The sequence below is a fragment of the Pseudoalteromonas sp. Angola-4 genome (genome assembly GCF_028599265.1).
In the GTDB taxonomy this organism is placed as follows: Bacteria; Pseudomonadota; Gammaproteobacteria; order Enterobacterales; family Alteromonadaceae; genus Pseudoalteromonas; species Pseudoalteromonas atlantica.
On record NZ_JAQREK010000010.1, the window covers coordinates 52119 to 70980 of the forward strand.

Here is an 18862-nt window from a genome sequence, read left to right on the forward strand (position 1 = left end):
CACTACTTAGCTTTTAAATTAAGGTTTCTAAAATCAAAACTAAAGTCTGTTACCGCTGTTGATACGGCGCGCATTTTTGCGCTATTAACACGGTTGTTTGCGCCCATATCAAAACGAATAAACGCATCGGCCTCGAGTAGCTTTTCATCCCACTTAACAATAAACGTATTACCTGTGTAATGCTCAAGCGTGCCTTTTAAGCGTTTGGTATGGGTAAAATCAATACGTAGTTTGCCATCGAGTTGCTCAATAATTACATCGCCGTACCAATCGTCATGTAACGTGCCGGTGTAATTTATATTAGGTAACTGTGACTGGTAATCTGCTGGGGTGTCGGGTTTTGCATTGGCGTAGGCTTTTTGTTTACTCGCAAAATGTTTTTTAGCCAACTCTTCAACCCAGTCTTTATCTTCAAGTTCAAGGGCATCTTCAAGCACTTCGTGGGTTACTGCCGAAAGTGCACTAAATGCTTGCTGATTAGATAAAATAACAATGCCGAGCTTTTTCTCAGGCAATAATGTAACTTGCGACACCATACCTAAAATACCCCCGCCATGGCCTAGCTTTTTAAAGCCGTGGTAATCTTCAATGCTCCAACCTAGCCCATAGCCTCTAAATTGCTGATGATAGGCCTCATACGCACTTTTAGAAGCCATAGAGGTAATGTGCGGGTGCCACATTTGCGCTTGCTGTTTTTCACTAAATAGTTGCTCGCCACTTGGCATTTTTCCGCCAGCTAACTGCGTTAGTAACCATTGGCTCATATCGTTTACGCTTGATGCAATAGCCCCTGCGCCTCTAAAATCTTCTAGGTAGTTAACAAAAAAAGGATTGAGCTTACCATCCATTGGTATGTGGCCAATTGCCCAGTTTTTATTGCTTTTTGGAATACGCGAAAAGCCCGCGCGAGAGTTATCCATGTGCAAAGGCTGTAATATATTTTTTTCGATGTAATCGTTCCAGCTCATACCTGATACACGTGCCACCACTTCGCCTGCGGTTACAAACATTAAGTTGTTATAGGCATACTGGCTGCGAAAGCTGCTGGCTGGCTTTAAATACTGTAGGCCGGCTAAAATATCCTCTATAGATTTATCAGTACTTGGCCAAATCATTAAATCGCCCTGCCCAAGCCCTAAGCCACTGCGATGGCTTAATAAATCACGAACACGCATTTCGCGGGTGACGTAGGAATCGTACAACCTAAACTCAGGTAAGTGGTCAATTACCCTGTCATCCCAGCTTAACTTACCTTCATCAACCAACTTAGCCAGCGCTGCACTGGTAAACGCTTTTGTGTTTGAGGCAATACCAAAAAGTGTGTCTTTGTTCACTTTTGCATTTGTATTGAGGTTGCTTGTCCCAAACCCTTTAGCAAATACAACTTTATCGTCTTGCACAACCGCTACCGCCATACCCGGTACGTCAAAGCGTGTCATTGAGGTGTTAATGACCTCTTCTAAGTCCGTGGTATTAATTTGTGCCCAACTATTAAAAGTGGCACTGGCAAGCAACGCTAAACTGGCTAATTTGGTGAGTTTCATGGTTATCCTTATTATTTTTGGTGCACTGCAAATTCAATATCAGCACGCTCTTTATTTGTATCGGGCTTATGCGGCCGATTAAGTATTGCATCACTGTATTCTTTTGGTACGCCCGCCTCAAGTGCACCGCGATGAACGTGCTGAATATACCAGTCGTATGGCAGTACATCGTTATCGTGGGTGTTTGCAATATAGCAATGGGCTTCTATTTGCTCCCCATCTAACAAAGCGGGCTTAATAGCCACGCAATCGTAGCCTGGGCCCTCTATGGTGTCTAAAATTGCTTTTTCGGCTTCATCAAGTTCATACACCACGCCATATACCAAGGCGTTTTTGTCATCACTTTTTTGAATACTGCACTTGCCCGAGCCATCTTTAAATAACATATTAAACGTAAGCTCGTAGCCTTTTAGTACAGCCGTGCCGACTCGCTTTGCTTTTGGTAAACGCGCAAGCAAGCGGTTAGAGGACATATTCGATCCAAACGAAAAATTATAAATAGGCATGACTTCTCCCTAGGGTTAAATTACTACACGAATGGCTAAAGCAATTAAAATAACACCTATACCCCGGTCAAACCAATAGCCGCTTTTTTGAAAAAACGCCCGTACACTGGGTTTTGACAACACTAAAGAAAGCATAGAAAACCACACCCACGTTGCCAGAGCCATATAAACCCCATACACAATTTGCACGCTAGTTGGTGTAGTTACACTAATAACTAAGGTAAATAACGACATAAAAAAGAGAGTGGCTTTAGGATTAAGCGCGTTGGTTAAAAAGCCGCGCCTAAATGCATGCCATACGCTTTCTTGTGGGGTTGTTTTGTTTTCTATGTTGTCTGTTTTATTTACCGGTGGTTTGGCAGCCCTTAATGCTTGTACGCCTAAATAGGCTAAATACGCCCCTGCAACGTACTTTAATGCCATAAATAAATTAGGCGATTGCGTTAAAATTAGCGCAACCCCTAATACGCAGTATCCTACGTGTAATAAAATAGCAGCGCCCACGCCAGCGCTTGTCCATAGGGCGTTACGCCTGCCCTGCTGTATACTTTGTTTGAGCACAACGGCAAAGTCGGGGCCTGGGCTGGCTACTGCAAAAAAGTGGGCGATGGCAATCAGTAAAAATTCGTCTAAGTAGTTCACAAGTATCCGGTTTAAGTTGGTGCATAGGCAAGCAATAGCGGATTAGCAGAGTTATCAACTAATGCTTTGATCTCTTTTTGGGCTTTTTTAAATTGGCTGCGCAAATGTGGCTTTAAATGTTTTTTAGAGTCACGATCGTTTTTAAAATAACTAATCAGCGCGTGCATAAATACGGTATGAGTTTCACTGAGCTTCGCTTCACGATTAGCATAAGGGTTATAGCACGAGCCACACCCGCCTTTAAATTGATACACAGTGTTGCTCATCATTACCCCAAACCCTAAAAAACAGGCCAGCGCATCGGCCGCTTGTGGCAAGTAGTCTTTACCGCCTGGCGGTAACACCCCAACATGATGAATTAATACAGTAGCCAACGTGCCGGCAAAGCTGGCCACTAAATCTTGCGGCTGATTAATTTGATTAGGATTAAACGAGATATTAATCGTGTGGCTTGGCGGTACAATAAGCTGGCTTTGCTCTCCGCGTAAGTGCTCAGCAAATTCAAAATGCGGAAATACTTGCGGCTGTAACTGTTGTGGCGCAACTAATTGTATTGGCCACGCACTCATACCTGCGTAATCACGTACTCGTACAAATACCTTAGTGGCCATTTCCTCAATACTTGATACCGAATCAGGAAAGTGCGCCACCGTTGGCAATATTATTTGCGTGTGCTTGGTAAAAAATGCGGCATCAAAGTGCTCTACCGCCCAAATAAAGGTATCAATTAGCCACTGCTGCTCGGCTTGTTCTAGCAGCGGCTTTGATTTAAATAACGCTAACATAGTGTGCTCTTATTTTTGTTCAAGTGCCCAGTTCCAAGCTTGTGTATTGTATAAAGGCACAGTTGAAAGTGCGTGGTGGTGGCTGCCGCTCGACTCTTTAGTCGAGTACGATAAGTACAGTAATGTGCGGTTTTGTGCATCGTAAATACGGCGCACTTTTAGCGATTTAAATAAAATACTTTTTGATGACTTAAACACCACTTCGCCCGACTTACTGCGATCTATTGCTTGTAACATATCGGCTGTAATTGGCCCAGTTTGGCGACACGCAATAGACATATCAGAGGGATCTGAAAAATCTAAGTCGGCCTCAATATGGCTAATATGGCACGTAACCCCTTTTACTAACGGGTCTTGCTGGGAATTTACCACTACATCTTTAGTAGTAAACAGCCCTAAGCTCACCGATGCAACATCATCTGAGCAGGCACTTAAGGTAACCACTGCACTTAATAGCACAGCTAAACGTTTAAAGCGGTGTGGTAATTTCATATTAATCCTTAATTTTGCTTTATAAGCGAAGGTTCACGTGACTGTTTTTATACTACCATCAAAAATTAATACAACTAAATTTAGGCCATTGAGGGGTTAGCGCACAGTTCAGGCTTTGGTACAATTATACGTACGCCCACGTAGTAACTCATAATAGGAAACGCGTAAATGCCGCACATTATTATTGAACACTCTGAAGATCTTCCTGTATTACCGCAAGTACTTGTTGAAAAAGTGCACAACGCGACTTTTCAAAGTGGTTTGTTTGACTTAGAAACCATTAAAACCCGCGCTATTGCTTATCAGCAATACCAGCTAGGTGAAGGAAAAGAAGGGTTTATTCATATTGCGGCGCATATCATGGCCGGGCGCTCTATTGAACAAAAACAAATGTTAAGCGAGAGCTTGCTTGAGTGTTTAAAAACTTATTGCCGAGATTCTGACAGCTTAAGCGTTAATATTTACGACATTCAACACGAAATTTACCGTAAAAATTAACCCTTTTAAAAACGCGTTGTTATTAACCTAAGCTTTGGTAATAAACCTCTTAACCAAAGCTTAGATTAACTAAGGTACAACGCGTTTTTTAGCTTAATGTTGTCACTTTTTTAAAGTGTAAACTTACCCAGTAAGTCTTTTAATATATTCGACTCTTCATTTAGCCCATTGCATAGCTGCTCTGAGGTTTTCATATTTTGTTTTGTTTGCTCAGCAGAATCAGAAATCATCACCACATTTTGACTAATTTCTGAGGTAGCCAACGTTTGCTCGCGGGTGGCTGTAGCCACTGAGCTATTTAGCTCACTTAGGGTAACAATTTCTTGAGATATACCCGTTAAGGTACTCCCCGTTACTTTTAAACGTTCGGCGTTTTCTAGGGTATTTTTACTGCCAAGCTCTATAGCCGACACCGTACTTGAAGCCTTAGAATTTAACGTGTCTATCATTTCGTTAATTTGCTCGGTCGACTCTGCAGTACGCATAGCAAGGGTTCTTACTTCATCGGCTACAACGGCAAAACCACGACCGTGTTCGCCTGCCCGCGCAGCTTCAATGGCAGCATTGAGTGCCAGTAAGTTAGTTTGCTCTGATATTGCTTTAATAACATCAAGCACCTGCGTAATTGACTTTATCTCTCCTGAAAGCTCAGTTACCGAGGCAACCGAGGTAGCCATGGCGTTTTCTAGCTGCTCCATTTGCTTTATCGTGCTATTTACAAACTCCACCCCTTTATGAGTCGCTTCTTCTGTTGAAGTCGCAATGTCAGAGGCGTTACTGGCACTGTTTGAAATATCTTGTACGGTTACTTCCATTTCGTTAACGGCTGCCGCCACCGTTTGCGTGCTAGATGATTGTACCTCGGCCAAGTTGGCCGCGCCCTGTACTTGTACTAACACATTTTCTGAAATGCTTTTAACATGGTTTGCTGAGTCCGACACTTGCTTAAACATGCCATGTAGCTGCTCTAAAAATAAATTAAAGTTAGCGGCAAGCTCTGATATTTCGTTGTTATCGTTAGTAGGCAGCCTTACGGTTAAATCGCCATCTTTTTTAGTTAACGCGCACACTGCAGCGGTTATGTTTTCAATGGGTTTAAATATTTGCGACACTAAAACTCTGGCCAAGGCAAAGCCAATAATGGCAATGATCACACCAAATAATAAATTGCTATTAATGGCACTATTTATTGGCCCGTATAACTGCTGCTCGGGCACTTCTGCCACTAAATACCAACCTAATGACTCAATAGGCGTACTCGACACAACATAATCTTCACCTGCCATTGTTTTACTAATAATGGCGCCATTTTTAATATCGTTAATATTAATTTTTTGACCCATTTTACTTCTGTCACTGTGAAGCATTACCTCACCTTCATCAGAGACCAAATACACCACACCGGCTTCGCCAATACGGTATTCGTTAATTAAGTTGATCATAGAATCGAGCGAGCGCCCCACGCCGGTAATGGCCGTACGCTCGCCGTTAATTTGCAGTGCATAGTTAATAAAAACCACCATGCTATTTGTGGTTTTATCTATATCCAGCGCTATTTCAAAGGGTCTGTTAGAGGATAAAAACTGATCAAACCATACATCTTCGCTTCTATCTATCTGTCTAGATATGCCAATATCGGTGTAATAGTTGTTGGTATTTTTGGAAATTATATAAGCAATAACTGCGTTGTTATCTTTTTTAATACTGGCTAAATAATTAATATAATCGGCTCTTGCTTGCTCACTCTCACCGTTACTTAGCCACTGTTTAACAAAGCTGTTTTGCGCAATTTCTTTGGCAACAATTATAGGAGTGGCAAGTTCGAGTTCAATTTTGCTTTTTACTTCACTCAGTGCGGTGGGTAAATCAACCTTTGCGAGCTTTTCATCGGTATGATTTTGAATACTATTTGAAAATAAAAATGTAGAAACCGCTAACGGCACAACAATAGCCAAAATAAGACTAATATAAACTTTTTGTTTAAGTAACATACGATACCTGTAAAGGGATAAAGGACTTAACAAACACTTGCTTAGAATAAATATAGGATCGGCTGAGCAATAAGCCCAATAATTAGAAAATAGAACATAAAAGAAGAGCGTGTATTTTAATTTAATCCACCACAGGAAAGCGAATTAAATTTTAAAGGCGCAAGGCTAGCAACACTAACCTCGCGTAAGGTGCACTAGGGTGAATCGGGCCACTCTTGCTCGTTAATTATCCCTTGCGCAATCAGGTTTTTTCTTAATTGGCTAATAGTGTGTTTTAACTCGTCACGAATAAGCCTAATGGCAGGCGTTATAAGCTGGCGGCTAGGCAGTACTAACCACATTTCAGTGAGGGGGATTTTGTAATCGGGCATTAACCTTTTTAGTCTGCCCGCTAATAAATCTTCAGCTACATCAATGGCCGATTTTTTGGCTATCCCGGTGCCATCAACACACCAACGCCTTACTATATCGCCATCGTTAACGGCGCGGTCGCTGCTCATTTTAACCTTGTATTTTTGGTTATCGTTATACAGCTCCCACCCATCATGCACTACCTCGTAGAGCTTATATAAAAGGGCATTATGATTCAGTAGGTCATCTGGCGTTAACGGCTCACCGTGCTTTTTAATGTAATCTGGCGAGGCGCATAGCACGTGTGCTATGTTACAAATTTTAAAGCCGTATAAATTTAGCTCCTGTGCGGCCTCTTTAGTTAAGGCGCGCAGCGCAACATCAATTCCATCACGGTAAAAATCAGCGCGGCTGTCGCTTGCTTGTAAGCGCAGCGTCACTTCACTGTGTTTATCCATAATATTATTTAGCAATACCCGCATAAGGTTGCGCCCCATTTCCGATGACACGGCTATTCGCACTTCACCACTAATAGATTGCTGCTCCTCATGAATAAGCACTTGCCCTTGTTGCAATAAATCGAGAGCCTGCTGACACAGGGGTAAATAGCGTTCCCCTTCGGGCGTGAGGCGAATTTGCCTTGTTGTGCGTACAAATATTTGTGCCCCAAGCGCCTGCTCTATTCGCTTTAATGAGACACTTGCAGCCGATGAGCTCATATCTAATTGATTTGCAGCAGCTGTAATTGATTGCAGCTCAGCCACTTTGAGTAATACTTGTAAATCAGCTATTTTCATCAAACCCTCTTATTGCATAAACCAGCATGCGTAACTATAGCGTTATTATCCACGTTTTTGCGAAAGTGTACTTAACTTATGCCCATTTATTGACTGAGTTTTAAGCCGTACTATAGCGCTATACCAACTTAACGGAGCTTTTAAATGAAATTTTTACTAAACGCATCAACTCTTGCACTGGTTGCAACACTTATATCAACGCCAGCCTCTGCAGAGCAAAGCACATCACAAGTTGTTGCTGCAAGCAATATTGACTGGGGTTACTTAAACCCGCTACGTGGTGATAAAAGCCCTGGCGCTGCAGATTTATGGGGAAACCGCACAACCGACACTGCAACAGGCATGTTAGTACGCTTTAAAAAAGGCTTTGAATCTCCGCCGCACATTCACAACATTACCTACCGCGGTATCGTTATTGAAGGGCAAATGCATAATGACGACCCAACAGCTGAAAAAATGTGGATGCCAGCGGGTTCGTTTTGGACACAACCTGCAGGTGAAAACCACACCACTGCAGCCAATGCTGAAACAAATTTAATTTACTTAGAAATCGACTCTGGACCGTACTTAGTTAAACCAACTAATGCCCAGTTTGATAATGGTGAGCGCCCGTTAAACCTACATGCAGACAACATGGTATGGTTAAACAGCAGCGATTTAAACGACATTAACGCCCAAGGCGTGCAGACCGCCTACCTTTGGGGAAGTACAGCCGATATGAACGGCTCAATGATTAAACTTCCTGCCGGCTTTAAAGGTGAAATAAAAACAGATGCAAGCGAATTTCGTGCTGTTGTTATAGCCGGCGCCGTTGAGTACAACTCAAGCGAGCAAGATAAAGCGCAAAACCTAAGTGCAGGCAGCTATGTAGAATCAACCGGTAACTTTACCCACACGATTGAGAACACTAGCGACAAAACAGCCACTATTTACATTCGTACTAACAGTAAGTACCAAGTAAATTAGAAGCTACTTATAAAAAGTAAATGGCATAAAAAAAGCGCACTGTTTAGTGCGCTTATTTTTTATTTATTAATACTTAAAAGCTATAACGAGCAGTTAAGCTTACTAAATCGAGCTCGTCCAATGAGGTGTAATTAGCCCCAAGTGAAACGTTGTTATTAATGTAGTAACGTGCGCCCACACTGAAAGATGTTTCACTCTCATCTGCAATCTCGACATTGCCTACTCGGCCATCTAGCTCAATATTATCACTTACCATAGAGCGAACACCTACAGATAGACTATAGCCATTTTCGTCATTCGAAGCACTACTTCCACGATACGATGCCTCTAGCTCTACGTTTTCGTAAGTTGCTAAACCATAAAAGTCAGTGTTCGCGCCAATAGCTGTGCGATAACCTATTCCAGCACTAAGCCAGTTTAAGTCCACATCTACACCATCATCTGAATTACCCATAGTTTGGTATTGGCCAGATAGGAAAATGATTGAAGCTGGCTTTTAAATAATAGAGACGGTATAGGCACGTAAACAACTAACCTAAATGCTGTATAAAAAAAGTACTGTAGAAAATATTTTGTATTGGCTATAACTATTTAAAAATTGGAAAGCTTTGAAAAGTGGTGGCCCCTCCCAGACTCGAACTGGGGACCTAACGATTATGAGTCGTGTGCTCTAACCAACTGAGCTAAGGGGCCAACTTTGTATAACTACGAGGTAGTTAATTTTTGAAGCGTTTAGTCACTGAGCGACTAAAGCGGGTTGCAGTATAAAAAGTTTTTTAAGGCTTGTCACTAGCAAAAACCTTTATTTTAACAATCAGTAAGCTGACTGCTTAAATAGTAATCTTTTTGCATGCGAATAGGCAGGAAATAACAGAAAAATAAACGCAGAAGTATGTAAGCCGCTTTTTTACAATTTTAATAATTATAAAAAAGTGGCCGGCTCACATTGAACACACCACACATTATTTTTTAGCAATAATGTAGATAGCGTGAATTAAACCAGGGAAGTAACCTAGTAAAGTTAGTAAAATATTGAGCCAAAAGTGCATACCTAAACCAACTTGTAAAAATACACCCAGTGGCGGTAATAAAATCGACAGTATTATACGAATGATATCCATGTTGTAGCTCCTTTGAAAATGACAAGCAAAAAGCCCAGCTAAGCTGGGCTTTTTAGTATAGTGTATTATTCAGCAACAATAGTTAGTTCATCTACTACGTCACGAACATCTTCAGCATTTTTAGCGATTTTTACTGCTAACTGCTTTTCAGCTTCTGTTTCAACAGAACCTTTAAGTTTTACTATACCGTTGTCGGTATCAACGTCGATATCTGTACCGTCAACTTCTGAGTCAAATAAGAAACGTGTAGTAATTACTGTGGTGATTTTAGCGTCAGTTAAGTCGTTATCGTCATCATCCATAGTGTCACGATCTCTGTCGTCCATATCCATGTTTTTCACAACAGTTAGGTTGTTTTCTACATCAGATACGCCATCTAGGCTAATTACAAGTTCTTCAGCTAGCTCTTTATCAAGGTCGCTGTTTACTTTACCTGTAAGTACTACCTTGCCATTTTTTACATCAGTGTTAATGTCAAAGTTGTTTAGATTAGTGTTCATAAGAAGCACTGTTTCTGCCTTACCATCAATCCAAGCATCTTTACTTTCATTTTCCCAAGTGTCCGCTTGAGCACCCATAGCTGTAGTACCTAGAACTAAAGCCGCAATCATAGATTTGTTGAATGTTTTCATAATCTTTCTCCTTTTGATTAAAGACACTTTTATATATGCGAGCTTTAGGCCAACTTTATTAACACTTTAAATTCATGGAGTTAGCTATTTTATTGGGTATAAATAAAAATACCTCCGAGTAAACATTTACAGGCTATTAGGTAAAACTTTCTTAAGTGGTGAAAATAACGATTATATTGCTGTTTTGGTTAATCTATCGTTAATATAATAAATTAAGCGGCGCTACTAAAATAATAAGTCATTGATATATAAATAGTTAATTTTTGGTACACCACTTGCTATGTACAGTGGTAACTCATATAAAAAGGATTATTCCCATGTCTGTAAAAATTGAAGACCGCCCAATAGAGCAGGTTCGCGAACAAGTGATAGACCAACTTATTTATAACTACAGCCATGGCGTTATTTCAGCTGAAGCCTTTGAAAGGCGCTTAGACAGTGCAATGGAAGCAACCGAAAATACCGTATTACTTAATTTAGTAGAGGATTTAACCCTTACTACGGATACCCAGTACAGTGCTCAAAAGCAAACGCAATTTGCCCCTAATTACAGTGCCCAACAAGCGGATGAAGAAAACTTAACACTGCGAAGCATTTTAGGCTCAAGCGAGCGTAGCGGCCAATGGGTGGTGCCTAAAGATATTTATATTCAAAACTATATGGGGTCGATTGTTTTAGATTTTACTGATGCTATTTTTGCCCACCAACATGTTACCGTGCATGTAAATTGTATTTTTGGCAGCGAAGAAATTTACGTACCAGAGCACGTTAATGTAGTTTCTAAAATGTTTTGTATATTAGGTAGTTTTGAAAACAAAACGGTGTCGCTTAATAAGCGCCAAGGCCCCACAATTAACCTAGAAGGTAAAACAGTTTTAGGTTCGGTGGAGGTAAAAGTTAAACGCACCATTAAAGAAAAGTTTGTGAGTTTTGCTAATGATTTAAAGGCCCAGCTTGGGGTGAGTAATAAATAATACGGGTAAAAACACAATGGGTAGAAAAGCCATATTATGCGCTTTTCTACACCGTTGTTTACTGCCTATTTTATAAGTCGTTATTACGCTCGCTTGGAATGTCACTCATATACTGCACAAACTCAACCTCGAATCCTGCTGGGTCTAAGTAATATACGTTTTTTCTAAATGGGTTTTCTGCACCCTCTTTATCAATGTTAAATCCGGCGTGTTTTAAGCGCTGTATAACAGCGTCTAGATTGTTTGTAACGTAAGCAAAGTGAGCCAGTCCGATTTGGTGCCCTGCCAAATCTCTGTTTTTTTGCTCGCCATTATCGCTTATAGCAATGTAGTGATTATCGTCGCCAAAATGTACCCAGCGCTTAGGTTTACCATACCAAGTGTTATGCCCTTCACTTCTAATTGACCAATAAGGAAAGGCTGCTTGATAAAATTTAAGCATGGCATTTATATCGTTTACTACTAAATGTACGTGTTCTAATTTCATTATTATTTACCCTAGTTGATTGCTTAAACACAAGATAAAACCTCAAGCTAACTTTAGGTAAAGCACTTTTTTTACTTTTTATTATTATTGGCGTGTACTGCCCTTTTAAGATTAATTTTTACAACAGTATGTTTGCTAGCAGGACGCGGAAGCTTTGCCTACATGGATGTAGGTAAGGGGCGTGAGCAGGACGCGGAAGCTTTGCTTCATGGAAGTTATTGAGCCCCCAAGGCTTCGCACTTCGCGCTGTGATTAAGTTGCCCTTTGGTTGAACAAATTTCAATCCATACACGCCAACACGTCTTAGATACGAATAAATTTACATGCATTTCAAGCCCGTACAAAAAACGCACAAAAGTATTTAGGGTTTATTGTTTACTTTATGGCAAAAGTCGCTAAAATACGCCGGCTTAAATATATAAACGTTCTTTTACAACCCAAAGGTAATACCATGCATCCAATGTTAAACATTGCGGTTCGCGCTGCGCGCAACGCAGGCAAAATTTTACTTCGCGCAAGTGAAGATTTATCAAAAGTTGAAATTCAACAAAAAGGCACTAACGACTTAGTGACTAACATTGATAAAGAAGCCGAAGCCGTAATTCGTGATACAATTTTAAAATCTTACCCTGATCACTGCATTGTTGGTGAAGAACTAGGTGAGCACAAAGGCAAAGATGCAGATTACCAATGGATTGTTGACCCGCTTGATGGCACAACTAACTTCATCAAGGGTATCCCTCATTTCGCGGTTTCTATCGCACTTAAAGTAAAAGGTCGTTTAGACCAAGCTGTAATTTACGATCCAGTTCGTGGCGAGCTTTTCACTGCATCTCGTGGTCAAGGCGCACAGCTAAACAGCAAGCGTTTACGCGTTACTAAAACCGTAGAATTAGCTGGTTCAATTTTAGCAACAGGCTTCCCTTTCAAACAAAAACACCACTTAGATGCATACACAGAGGCGTTTAAAGCATTGTTTACACAAACTGCTGATATTCGTCGTGCAGGTTCTGCAGCGCTAGATATGGCCTATGTAGCTGCGGGCCGTGTTGATGGCTTTTTTGAAATTGGTTTAAAACCGTGGGACACAGCAGCAGGCGAGTTACTTGTAAAAGAAGCTGGCGGCATGGTTGTTGATTTTGCAGGTGGCGTTAACTACAACAATAGCGGTAACATTATTTGTGGTGCACCTAAGCTTACTCAAGCAATTATCCGTGAAATTCGCCCAGTATTACCTGAAGCGTTACTTCGCTAATAAAGTGCATGTAACCCTATTATAAAAAAGGAGCCTATGGCTCCTTTTTTGTTTTAAAAGTAAGGGTTATCGAGCTTTAGCTCCGTGGTATAACCTTTTGTAAAAGGGAGAGAATTTATGTCTTTTGCAAAATACTCATCAAATAACGCATCAAACTCTCCGCTGTTTTGCATGTTTTGCAACCCAAGCTCTATGGCTTGCGCTAAAGCTGGCTTACTACTTACAACAAAATAATAAATACCGGTGGGATAACTAATAAATAAATTAGGCACAATAACTAAGTTACTCTGCGCATTGGCAACAAGCTCAGAATTAACTTCGATAAATGAGCGAGGAAAGTAATCGATTCTGCCCCGGCTAGTAAGCGTAAACATAGCTTGATAGTTACTCAGCGGCCTTACATGTAAGCCGTTATAGGCCATTATTTTTGTATCTGGCCAATCATGCCCTTGCACTGCCGAGAGCTCACTTAATTGCGCTAAAGTGGTAATGCCTTTAAATTTCTCGACATTTTTTTTACTGGTTAATAAAACGCGCTTGCCTATAAAGCCTTTAAATAGCGGGACTTTAACGGCTATTGCCCGTGTCTCTCGTTCTGGGCTGCTCATGCTCCAATAAACATCTAACTCTGTTTTATCTAGCTCAATCAGGTCACGCTGTTGCTGTAAGCTCACTGGCTGCATTTTTATGTCTACAGGATAATTAGCCCGCTCTAGGGCTTGTGTTAATAGCTCACTTAGGTATTCTTCACGGGCATTTTGCACACTTTGCTTTTGAGCAACATTAACAATCTCTACCCCTTGCACAAAAAAACTAACCGCAAATAAAGCAAACCCACCAACAACTACTTTTAATGGCAACATAATAATTACCTATTTTTTATACCACCTGTTTATTCTCTGGTGCTAAGCGCACTACGGCAGGCGCAGGCTTTCTGCGCTTACAAATAAACAAATAACTATGGCGATATCGCTTAGCCTCTTTTTTAGCATCTGTTGCAAGTGCTGCAACTTGATGGCTGTTTTTACATTCTTGTAAGTCGGGCTCCACAAGGCCAATTGATAACGTAAGTAAAGGTACAAATTGCTTTTCTCCCTCACGATTTGTAGCCCAGTAACCTTTGCTCTTAATGTGCTCAGGCGTAAAAAAAGTGCGTGATTGCAGTTCAAACTGCTCAATTATGGTATTACAAATATACACAGCATCTGATTGGTCAAACACAACCATAAAGTCATCACCACCTATATGTCCTACAAAGTTAGCACTGTTTTCGCATGCTTGCACGGTTACATCTGCCAATAATTTAATCACACTATCGCCACTGGCATAGCCGTATAAATCATTGAACTGCTTAAAGTGATTAAGATCTATATAGGCAAGCGAAAACGCACTTTGTGAGCGTAACCTTTGCTCTATTGCCTCATTAATCGCTACATTACCAGGGAGCATAGTGAGTGGATTAGCATGCTGGGCGTGACGAATTTTTTCTTCTGTTATGTGCTTTAAAATATCACGTAAAGGGGCAAGCCCTAAGTAACGTTCATTACGGGTGATCACAATATGGCGGCGAATATCAAAGTCTTGCTCTGTAATTTGCTGACTCACGGTATCAAGAAGTTGGTTTTCATCCACCACTAAAGGTTGTTTATCCATAAAGTCAGTTACGGGGCACTTGTCGTAAAGTGCATGGCCATAGGGCGCTGCAAACACCTCTGTGAGCTGATCTTTATGTAGTAACCCAACCGGTTGGCCGGCTTTATTTAAAACCGCTAGGCTCATCACGGCTTTGTCTTTTTCGAATAGCTTGTGGGCGTCTTTGCAACGGGTTTCGCTGTCTATTGCTTCTTGTGTAACAGCAAGCCAGCCAATCGCCATTGATTGATCAAACGTATTGCTTGGCTGTTTAAAGTTCAATGCTTGTAATTGCTCTGAGCTGTAATCAAGGCTTGGGTTTGAGTTTGGTTTTTCCAGTAAAAAACCTTGTACGTTTGCTATCCCTAAGCTTTCAACATAGGCAAGCTCTTCCACTCTTTCTATGCCTTCGGCTATTACGGCGGTGTTTGTTGCTTTTGCGAGTACCGTAATCGATTTTAAAAACTCTTTTTTAACTTCGCTTTCATCGCAATGATCAATAAAGTAACGGTCGATTTTTACAAAATCGGGGCATAGTTCAGACCACTGTTTTAAACCCGAGTAACCAGCACCTAAATCATCAATGGCAATGGTAAAACCCAGCTCGCGGTAGTGTGCAATTGTTTTTAATAATAAAAAACCATCGTCGACCTTTTCTTGCTCTGTTACCTCAATTACCACTCGGTTTGCTGCTAAACCAAACTGCTCTATTAAGTGCAAGGTTTCACCTTTTGGGTGGCAAGGGTCAAGCAAGGTTTTAGGGCTTACATTTAAAAATAACTTACCGTTTAGATTAAGCTTTACAAAGTTTTCAATTGCTTTTGAGCGGCATAATAGCTCAAGCTCTGAAATTAAAGCGTGCTCACTGGCCGCTTCAAACAGTCGGTTAGGCATTTCCAGAGGGCTGTTTTTAGGCCCTCGACTTAGCGCTTCGTAACCTATAATTGTTTGATTAGCTATATCAAAAATAGGCTGAAATAACGTGGTTATTTCACCGTTACTTAAAATGTACTCTAGTACTTTGCGCTGCATCGTCACTGCAAAACCTGATTGTCGTTTAATAGGGGCATTAAAGTAGCAAGCCTGTATGACAATTTTATGGCATTAGCGGCTATTGACCATTCCGGATTAAATTTACACAATTTAGGGGCGGTACAATCTAAGCGCTAAGTTTATAGCCTAATATACTGTTTACTATTCATACGTTATTGTAATGGCTTAATTATATAACCGGCTCAAGGCTTTAAGTTCAGCCTAAAAGGCGTGTACGTTTAATCTTAAAGCAACCAAGCTCTATAAACCGCGCGCAATAAAAAACCGCTCAATTGAGCGGTTTTATTTAGCGTTAACTCTATTACGGCAATGCGTCTAGGTCTGCGCCTTCTTTTTCAATTACCTCTGGTATTAAATCTTCTTTACTTACGCCCATGGTAATAGCTACCGAGCTTGCAACATAAACTGAAGAATAAGTACCAATGAACACACCAAATAACAGGGCTGTAGCAAAGCCATGAATGGTTTGTCCGCCCCACACAAATAGCGCAATCAATACCAAAATAGTGGTGATTGACGTTACAAGTGTACGGTTAAGTGTTTGCGTTAACGACATGTCGATAATTTCGATAGTGTCGTCGATGCGTACTTTACGGAAGTTTTCACGAATACGGTCAGATACAACAATAGTATCGTTAAGTGAGTAACCAATTACCGCCAATATTGCCGCTAAAATAGTTAAGTCAAACTCTAACCCTAATACAGAAAACAAACCAACTGTAATAATTACATCGTGTAATAGTGCACCTACCGCGCCCACAGCAAAACGCCACTCAAAGCGAAATGCCACGTAAATCAAAATACAAATAAGCGCAGTTAACATGGCAAGGCCACCCTGCTCTTTTAAGTCTTCCCCTACGCTTGGGCCTACAAACTCAATGCGGCGCATTACTACGCTCTCATCAGCTTGCTTTAAGGCAGTAATAACTTGGTTACCAATAACTTCGGCTTTTACTTCACTGCCACGCGGCGCTAAACGAACCAAAATATCTTGGCTAGAACCAAACAGCTGCACTGAGGCATCGGCAAACCCGTTTTCAGCTAATACTGAGCGTACTTTTTTCAAATCTGCAGGTTGCGAAAAACCAACCTCTACAGCGGTACCGCCAGTAAAATCTAAACCAAAGTTTAAACCTTTGATAAAAATTGAGGCAAACGACGCTAAAATTAATAGCGTAGAAAAACCCATAGCCACTTTACGAAGTGACATGAAACGTAGGGTTTTACCACCCAAACTTAAAATTTGCATGTCCGCTCCTTAAATTGAAAGTTTATCAATGCGCTTACCACCAATAAATAAGTTAATTACCGCACGGGTACCAACTATGGCTGTAAACATTGAAGTTAAAATACCAATTGCCAGCGTTACGGCAAAACCTGCAATAGGGCCAGTGCCCACTGCAAATAAAATAACCGCAGCAATTAAAGTAGTAATATTGGCATCAAAAATAGTACTAAAGGCGCTATCGTAACCAAAATGAACGGCTTGTTGAGGGCTGCGGCCATCGGCCAGCTCTTCACGAATACGCTCAAAAATAAGTACGTTTGCATCAACCGCCATACCCACTGTTAATACAATACCGGCAATACCTGGCAGCGTTAATGTGGCTCCTGGAATTAACGACATTACACCTACAATAAGCACTAAGTTAGCTGCTAGTGCAATGTTGGCAACTAAACCAAACCCTTTGTAGTAAATAAGCATAAAGGCAAGTACAAACGCAAAGCCAAGGGCTACCGCTGTCATACCGGCTTCAATGTTTTCTTGACCTAGGCTTGGGCCTACTGTGCGCTCTTCAACAATTTGAATTGGCGCTACTAATGCACCGGCGCGTAATAGTAAGCTTAAGTTGTGGGCTTCGGCTGGGTTATCAATACCTGTAATACGGAATGAACGGTCAAGACGAGCCTGAATAGTCGCAACGTTAATAACCTCTTCTACCTTAATAGGTGGAAGTGCTTTACCGTCCGCATCTTTTTTACCCGATGGCTTGTACTCAATAAATACCGTTGCCATGCGCTTACCAATAGCGCGCTTGGTAAAGGCATTCATTTTTGCCCCGCCTTTGCTATCTAAGGTAATGCTTACTTGTGGGCGCTGGTATTCGTCGTTCCCTGATTGTGCACCAGTGATATGGCTACCTTCAAGAATGACACGTTTTTTAAGTACCACAGGGTAGCCATCACGGCTCATGATCATTTCTGTGCCCGCAGGAATACGTCCTTGAGCAGCAGCACTTGGGTCTGCGTTTTCGTCTACTTCACGAAATTCAAGCGTGGCCGTTGCACCTAAAATTTCTTTAGCGCGTGCTGTATCTTGTACACCTGGTAGTTGCACAATAATACGCTCAGCACCTTGGCGCTGTACGTTAGGCTCTGCAACACCAATTTGGTTAATACGATTACGAATAATGGTTTCGTTTTGCTTAATAGCGTAGTCACGTATTTCTTTAAGCTTTTGCTCACTCATAGTGGCAAAAAATGCGCGATCGTTACTGCTATCATCAATGTATACGTTTAATGGGTAGCGCGATGCTAAAAAGCGTTCAGCCGCCTCTTTATCTTCTTCGGTACGCATTTCTACACGCATACGCTCAGAGCCCGCTACGCGGCGAACACTACGGTAACGAAGTTTTTCTTCGCGTAGGTCGCTACGAAAATCTTGTTCCATTTGCTCTAGCTGATTATCTACCGCGGTTGCCATGTCGATTTCCATGGTGAAGTGAACACCACCACTTAAATCAAGGCCTAGCTTCATAGGGTTACCACCCAATGATTTTAACCATGAAGGTTGCGCAGGTGCCATATTAATAGCAGAGATATAATCGTCGCTAAGAGAATTACGCAGTAAGTCTTGCGCTTTTAGCTGTTCTTCAACATTTTTAAAACGTACTAATACTTGGCCGCCTTCAAGCACGGTAGACTTAGCTGTTACATTATGTTGTTTGAGGGTTGCGTTTACTTTGTCTACTACACTGAGATCGACATCTGCGCCTTTTGCCCCCGAAACCTGAATGGCCGGATCGCGGCCATACAAGTTTGGAGAAGCATATAAAAGGCCAATGGCTACCACAGCTAAAACAAGTAAATACTTCCAAATTGGAAACTTGTTTAACACAGGCATGTCCTTTTTATT

At 41.3% G+C, this 18862-nt stretch carries 19 protein-coding genes and 1 tRNA gene; 4 read left to right on the forward strand and 16 right to left on the reverse strand.

Annotated elements, in window-relative coordinates; translation table 11 throughout:
- Positions 1-2 precede the first annotated feature (2 nt).
- Genes PSH48_RS12580 through PSH48_RS12600 form a run of 5 tightly spaced genes read right to left on the reverse strand, consistent with a single transcriptional unit; the run spans position 3 to position 3969 of the window.
- Positions 3-1544 (reverse strand): serine hydrolase, encoded by a 1542-nt coding sequence (locus PSH48_RS12580; protein WP_273611684.1) that lies wholly within the window; start codon positions 1542-1544, stop codon positions 3-5.
- 11 nt (positions 1545-1555) lie between these two features.
- Positions 1556-2050, reverse strand: a complete 495-nt coding sequence (locus PSH48_RS12585; protein ID WP_273611685.1) for a gamma-glutamylcyclotransferase family protein — start codon at positions 2048-2050, stop codon at positions 1556-1558.
- Positions 2051-2065: 15 nt separating this feature from the next.
- A complete protein-coding gene (locus tag PSH48_RS12590) occupies positions 2066-2692 on the reverse strand; it encodes a LysE family translocator (RefSeq protein WP_054983275.1) in 627 nt (208 codons plus the stop codon).
- Positions 2693-2703: 11 nt separating this feature from the next.
- Positions 2704-3477, reverse strand: coding sequence for a hypothetical protein (locus PSH48_RS12595; protein ID WP_055252632.1), 774 nt, complete (start codon positions 3475-3477; stop codon positions 2704-2706).
- Positions 3478-3486: 9 nt separating this feature from the next.
- Complete coding sequence (locus PSH48_RS12600; RefSeq protein ID WP_004588642.1) at positions 3487-3969, reverse strand: CreA family protein; 483 nt, start codon at positions 3967-3969, stop codon at positions 3487-3489.
- Positions 3970-4137: 168 nt separating this feature from the next.
- On the opposite strand from PSH48_RS12600, the gene PSH48_RS12605 reads away from it, so the two are divergent.
- Positions 4138-4467: a 5-carboxymethyl-2-hydroxymuconate Delta-isomerase gene (locus PSH48_RS12605; RefSeq protein ID WP_004588643.1), complete on the forward strand. Its 330-nt coding sequence runs from the start codon at positions 4138-4140 to the stop codon at positions 4465-4467.
- Between the two features lie 110 nt (positions 4468-4577).
- On the opposite strand, the gene PSH48_RS12610 is transcribed toward PSH48_RS12605, so the two are convergent.
- Complete coding sequence (locus tag PSH48_RS12610; RefSeq protein ID WP_273611686.1) at positions 4578-6458, reverse strand: methyl-accepting chemotaxis protein; 1881 nt, start codon at positions 6456-6458, stop codon at positions 4578-4580.
- A gap of 194 nt (positions 6459-6652) precedes the next feature.
- Complete coding sequence (locus tag PSH48_RS12615; protein ID WP_256851377.1) at positions 6653-7606, reverse strand: LysR family transcriptional regulator; 954 nt, start codon at positions 7604-7606, stop codon at positions 6653-6655.
- 144 nt (positions 7607-7750) lie between these two features.
- On the opposite strand from PSH48_RS12615, the gene PSH48_RS12620 reads away from it, so the two are divergent.
- Entirely contained in the window at positions 7751-8572 is an 822-nt protein-coding gene (locus PSH48_RS12620) for a DUF4437 domain-containing protein (protein WP_273611687.1), read from the forward strand.
- 73 nt (positions 8573-8645) lie between these two features.
- Here the strand turns inward: PSH48_RS12620 and PSH48_RS12625 are convergent, their stop codons facing one another.
- The 4 genes from PSH48_RS12625 to PSH48_RS12640 all read right to left on the reverse strand — a co-directional run bounded on the left by PSH48_RS12625 (position 8646) and on the right by PSH48_RS12640 (position 10325).
- On the reverse strand, positions 8646-9056 hold the full coding sequence (locus PSH48_RS12625) for an outer membrane beta-barrel protein (RefSeq protein ID WP_337946967.1): 411 nt from the start codon (positions 9054-9056) through the stop codon (positions 8646-8648).
- A 132-nt stretch (positions 9057-9188) separates the two neighbouring features.
- A tRNA-Ile gene (locus tag PSH48_RS12630) sits at positions 9189-9265 on the reverse strand.
- Between the two features lie 269 nt (positions 9266-9534).
- Positions 9535-9693, reverse strand: a complete 159-nt coding sequence (locus PSH48_RS12635) for a YqaE/Pmp3 family membrane protein (protein WP_004587604.1) — start codon at positions 9691-9693, stop codon at positions 9535-9537.
- A 65-nt stretch (positions 9694-9758) separates the two neighbouring features.
- Positions 9759-10325, reverse strand: a complete 567-nt coding sequence (locus PSH48_RS12640; protein WP_273611688.1) for a BON domain-containing protein — start codon at positions 10323-10325, stop codon at positions 9759-9761.
- A 317-nt stretch (positions 10326-10642) separates the two neighbouring features.
- Between PSH48_RS12640 and PSH48_RS12645 the strand changes: the two genes are divergently transcribed.
- On the forward strand, positions 10643-11299 hold the full coding sequence (locus tag PSH48_RS12645) for a LiaF domain-containing protein (RefSeq protein WP_273611689.1): 657 nt from the start codon (positions 10643-10645) through the stop codon (positions 11297-11299).
- A 70-nt stretch (positions 11300-11369) separates the two neighbouring features.
- On the opposite strand, the gene PSH48_RS12650 is transcribed toward PSH48_RS12645, so the two are convergent.
- Positions 11370-11786 carry a VOC family protein gene (locus tag PSH48_RS12650; protein WP_273611690.1) on the reverse strand — a complete coding sequence of 139 codons (417 nt, stop codon included), beginning with the start codon at positions 11784-11786 and terminating at the stop codon, positions 11370-11372.
- 451 nt (positions 11787-12237) lie between these two features.
- Here PSH48_RS12650 and suhB point away from each other — a divergent pair, with 451 nt between their 5' ends.
- Entirely contained in the window at positions 12238-13041 is an 804-nt protein-coding gene (suhB, locus tag PSH48_RS12655; RefSeq protein ID WP_096042590.1) for an inositol-1-monophosphatase, read from the forward strand.
- Between the two features lie 53 nt (positions 13042-13094).
- Here the strand turns inward: suhB and PSH48_RS12660 are convergent, their stop codons facing one another.
- The 4 genes from PSH48_RS12660 to secD all read right to left on the reverse strand — a co-directional run bounded on the left by PSH48_RS12660 (position 13095) and on the right by secD (position 18844).
- The gene (locus PSH48_RS12660; protein ID WP_273611691.1) at positions 13095-13904 is read right to left on the reverse strand and encodes a substrate-binding periplasmic protein; all 810 of its coding nucleotides are present in this window, start codon (positions 13902-13904) and stop codon (positions 13095-13097) included.
- 16 nt (positions 13905-13920) lie between these two features.
- Positions 13921-15711 (reverse strand): bifunctional diguanylate cyclase/phosphodiesterase, encoded by a 1791-nt coding sequence (locus tag PSH48_RS12665; RefSeq protein ID WP_029772780.1) that lies wholly within the window; start codon positions 15709-15711, stop codon positions 13921-13923.
- A 316-nt stretch (positions 15712-16027) separates the two neighbouring features.
- Positions 16028-16975, reverse strand: a complete 948-nt coding sequence (gene secF, locus PSH48_RS12670; protein ID WP_004587611.1) for a protein translocase subunit SecF — start codon at positions 16973-16975, stop codon at positions 16028-16030.
- A gap of 9 nt (positions 16976-16984) precedes the next feature.
- The gene (secD, locus tag PSH48_RS12675) at positions 16985-18844 is read right to left on the reverse strand and encodes a protein translocase subunit SecD (protein WP_138611626.1); all 1860 of its coding nucleotides are present in this window, start codon (positions 18842-18844) and stop codon (positions 16985-16987) included.
- Positions 18845-18862: the final 18 nt, after the last annotated feature.